The sequence below is a fragment of the Deltaproteobacteria bacterium genome (assembly GCA_009929795.1).
Lineage (GTDB): Bacteria > Desulfobacterota > Desulfovibrionia > Desulfovibrionales > Desulfomicrobiaceae > RZZR01.
Window position 1 is genome coordinate 1 of record RZZR01000191.1, and the last position, 3,885, is coordinate 3,885.

5 protein-coding genes are annotated in these 3,885 nt (G+C 58.8%); all 5 read right to left on the reverse strand.

What is annotated here, in order from left to right:
• Positions 1-105: 105 nt before the first annotated feature.
• Positions 106-405: an ROK family protein gene (locus EOM25_12845; GenBank protein NCC26062.1), complete on the reverse strand. Its 300-nt coding sequence runs from the start codon at positions 403-405 to the stop codon at positions 106-108.
• Between the two features lie 295 nt (positions 406-700).
• Positions 701-1,975 carry a type III-B CRISPR module RAMP protein Cmr6 gene (gene cmr6 / locus EOM25_12850; protein NCC26063.1) on the reverse strand — a complete coding sequence of 425 codons (1,275 nt, stop codon included), beginning with the start codon at positions 1,973-1,975 and terminating at the stop codon, positions 701-703.
• Position 1,976: 1 nt separating this feature from the next.
• Positions 1,977-2,342 carry a type III-B CRISPR module-associated protein Cmr5 gene (cmr5, locus tag EOM25_12855; protein ID NCC26064.1) on the reverse strand — a complete coding sequence of 122 codons (366 nt, stop codon included), beginning with the start codon at positions 2,340-2,342 and terminating at the stop codon, positions 1,977-1,979.
• Positions 2,343-2,354: 12 nt separating this feature from the next.
• The gene (cmr4, locus tag EOM25_12860) at positions 2,355-3,227 is read right to left on the reverse strand and encodes a type III-B CRISPR module RAMP protein Cmr4 (protein NCC26065.1); all 873 of its coding nucleotides are present in this window, start codon (positions 3,225-3,227) and stop codon (positions 2,355-2,357) included.
• Positions 3,228-3,242: 15 nt separating this feature from the next.
• Positions 3,243-3,885, reverse strand: a 643-nt coding sequence (locus EOM25_12865) for a hypothetical protein (protein NCC26066.1), incomplete at its 5' end; no start/stop codon positions are given.

The following is a 3,885-nucleotide window of genomic DNA, read 5'->3' on the forward strand; positions in this document are numbered from 1 at the left end:
CTCAGGAACAGTTGTATCGCAACGCCGTTGAAGCGGTGCGGCTTAGCGAGAAATCGGTTCCGCAGTTTCGACCGATTGAGCGGCCGAAGGAAACGTGATTTGAGGCTACGTTGCCTCGCACAATCGCTTTCTGAAAGGGCTCCTGCCCGCGGCGCCCCGCGCCAGCGCAACGGCCCCGAGAACCACGGCGTCGTCCCCCAACTCCGAAACGACCACGTGGCCCCCTTCGCGCGCGCCGGGTAAACGGTCGGCGTCAACAATGCGACGGATGATGGGAACGACGAAATCACCGCAGGCTTCAATGACGCCCCCACCAAGAACAATCACTTCTGGGTCAATCAGGTGCCGGATGGTGAGACAAGCGTAGCCAAGCACCTCGGCTGCTCGCGTCATGACTTCCGTCACGACTTCGTCACCGGTTGCCACAGTCTAGACTACTCGGGCCAAGCGGGCATCAAGCCGGGTTTCCATCTCGAAGGCAACAGGATCATCGGGGAATACAAGGACAAGAACGGGTTCGGGGCGCGTATCGAGGTCAGGACCACCTGCGTCAACAGCCTCGAATTTTCCTGGGCCCTGAAAAGGCTGAACGGCGAGGGTTAATTTTCCGATACCCAAGAAGCGCATTTTCTCTGAAATGAAACCGGCCGTACGGGGAAAACCCCGAACGGCCGGTTGTGTTTCGGGAGGCCGAAAGGGTCTATTCGATTTTCAGGATTTCGAACAGGTTGCCGGTCACTCGTACCGTGACCCGAGCCTGGACCGGTTTTTTGAGTTTTTTTCCGAACACCTTTTCGTGTTGCTCCGGAACAAGGGACTTGTCCTTACTCTGGGCTTTCTTGCCCTCGTGTTCGGCTGTGAGAGTGCCTGAACCACGGTCCCATTTTAGAATGGCGTTCTCCCAGATGATATCCTCGGCACTGGCCAAGACGGAGGGGGCGGCTGTTCCGGGGGTTCCATGGGGGTCAGCAGACGATCCGCCAGAGACAGTCGACGCTTCAGCCAGGGCGAAGCGGCCATAGCCCACCGCAGTCTTGCCTCCGAAGCCCAGTTCGGTGAAGGCCGTGTCGAACATTTCCCGCACCGACGTCTCGTCCTCGGGGCCGAAGGTACGTTCCACGGCCTGCCGTTCTTCCTTTACGGGCTTGGCTAGAGGTGAGGCCAGCACCCGGAAGACAAAAACCGTGCCTTCGGGAACGGACAGGAACTTGACCGGGATGGGGTCTTCGCAATCGACAGGACCTGTCTCTTTTTCTTGAGGGGTCGAAGCACCATAGTACTTATGGTAATGCGGGTTCATGATATCCGGTTTGAGCACCGGTATCTGTTCTGGATACGCATCCAGAAAGACAAGCTGGCCGCGTACTCCGTCCTCGGCTCCTGTGTCCGTGTCCCCGAAGTATTTGCGCAGAGAGGGTTCGCGGTCGTCGAGCTCCCATTGGTTGCCGTGCTCGTCGTGATGGAAACGGCCCTTGTCGTCCAGGCGGCCCTTGTGCATCCAGGCCTCGGCTTGTCCCGAGCGCGTCAGGTTCACGGCTTGGGCTAGCCGGAGAACGCCCTTGACGGCGCTGGCTGGAAGATACGGTACGCCGGTGTTGCGGTCCAAAATAAAGCCCGTTTCCGTGGGGTGCCCGCTGCCCAGGCCGGATACAAAAGGAGTTTGCAGACTGGCCCGGATTTCCAGGGCCGGGCGTCCTTCCTGGCGAGCCTGATCGAGAACGGTTTTCTGCCTTCGGTGGAGGGCCTGCAGAGCGCTGGCTGCCGCGGGCAGCATGGTCTGGGACCGATTGCCAAGCTCGACGATGGAGGAATCCATGATTGGTTTGGAATTGTTTTGCTGGATTCCCGCTTGAAACTCGGCCTTGATGTTCGCCCCAGTAATTCGCCATTGCGTCATGCGGGAAAAAAACAACCCGAAGTTGCCCCGTGTTCCGGCATGCAAAAGATCGCTTTGAAACTTCGGTACCACGTACATATCACACCTCGAAAGCCCGGGCGTAGCGCTTGAGCCATTGGAGCATGGCCAAGGCCTCCCTTTGGGCGGTCAGGTAGTCGCCTTGTTCGAGTCCGGCGAATTTTTGAAGAAATAACATGTCCTTATCGGCTTTCAAGAGCGGAATTTCTTTTTCCAACCAACTTCTGATGATCGAGAATGTAGATGAATGCTTGGCGCTGTCCCGTTTGGAGAGGAGAAAGGCCAGGGTCTGGGCCACACCGTTGGTCAAGATCATGGTCGGCACGCCGACGATGAAATTGGCCGTATCCTTGTCAACGCCGCGAGGGAATTTGTCGTCGATGGCCCTCAAGGCGTATTCTGAACGTGTCTGTTCCTTGGTCCGCATGATATGCCCTCCCTACATCCAGGTGAGTTCGAAAATGCCACGGCCCAGGGTCTCGTCCCCCCCGATCTGGAGGTGTGAAGCCATGGTCTGACGGATGAATCCGGCCACGGTCTCGGCCGAATGGGTGCCATTGCCTTCCCGGGACGAGCCCCACAAAAGCACGCTGTACATGATGGCATCGGCCGGGAGTTCCTCCTGATAGCGCAGGGAGCCGCTCTGGGTCGTGCCCGTGGACTGATCGATCTTGATCTGGGCCATGACTTGGGTGCAACTCGTGACCCCGTAGCTGAAGACCTCGTCGTGGACGAGGAGCAGGCGATCGGCCCCTTTCAGGTACGGCTGCAACGCATCAAGGGCTTTGATCGCTTCTCCTCCGTCCACGGTCTCGACCTCCATGTCCTCTAGGAGCACCCGGCCCTTGACCTGACCGGATAGGACCCAGGCCTTGCCCTTGGCCAGCATTTGCAGATTCTCGAGTTTTTCGGCCCCGGCCTTGCCGACCAGGCGGAGATCCTTGCTCAATCGGCCGAGCACGGCCGGACAGGTGATCCAGACAAAGGGAGCCAAGTTGGAGCGCATGGGAAAGGCCAGAATCTTGACGTCCGAGACGGCCAGTGCCCCGGCGAACTCGGATTTCTCGGAGCCGAAAACAAGATCCGTGAGCTGGTCGAATTGGGCGATGGCCGTCGCTTCCAGACAGTCAGCCTTGTGACGATCGAAGTGGGCGCGCATGGCTCCCTTCATACCCGAGGCCTGGATCATGGGCCAATTGGTGTGCCGTTCGCGCTGGATGGGCAGGTCCACGACACCCAGAGCCACACCGCTTCCGGCATGGCAGGGAGTCACGGCGTACATAACGAGAATGGAATCTTGATTCGTGGTCATTGAATTTCTCCTTGTCTATCCGGCCAGAGGAACACAGCCGGTGTTGATTTTCATGCTGAAGACAGACCCGGCCGGTAGCCAGGATCTGGTCGGTTTGTGAAATCTTCGTGCCAGATCCCATCCGGCAAGGATCACCGGCTTGGGGGCGCTTACAATCATGCCCAATGTTTCGGATTCAAGGGGTACGGGAACAAGAGTCAGAAACCGATCGCCTTCCACTGTGGGGAAAGACGGAGTCTTGCACCTCTCGTAGCCACAAACTCGAAGCTCGCCTCCGAGAGTCAACCGGCCGGAATCGCCAATCCCGATGTCCCGATCCAGGCCGACGAGCAGGGTTACATCGGGTCGCAAACGAATGTGGCCGGCCGAGTAGAGTTTGCCCTCCAGCACCTTGCGATTGGCGTCCAAGGCGATCCCCACCCGGGATTCGAGATCGAAGAGATCGCCGGGCATGAGCATGTCATCGGCCCCGATCTTGGGTTCCCGGATCGACAAGAGTTCCAGAGCCACCCAGTTTCCGGCCAGGGGTACGGGCTGGTGCCTAGCCTCCATTATGGGCGGCGCCTCGGCCGAAACGACCAAGCCCAAGGGGGAAGATTTGGGCAGGCAACGGGCCATGCGGACTTTTTGACCAACGAGATCCTCACCCAGCATCGGC

Coding starts and splice junctions, on each gene's coding strand:
- cmr5 (NCC26064.1), bottom strand. CDS start 2,342: ATGCGGACCAAGGAACAGACACGTTCAGAATACGCCTTGAGGGCCATC.
- cmr6 (NCC26063.1), bottom strand. CDS start 1,975: ATGTACGTGGTACCGAAGTTTCAAAGCGATCTTTTGCATGCCGGAACA.
- cmr4 (NCC26065.1), bottom strand. CDS start 3,227: ATGACCACGAATCAAGATTCCATTCTCGTTATGTACGCCGTGACTCCC.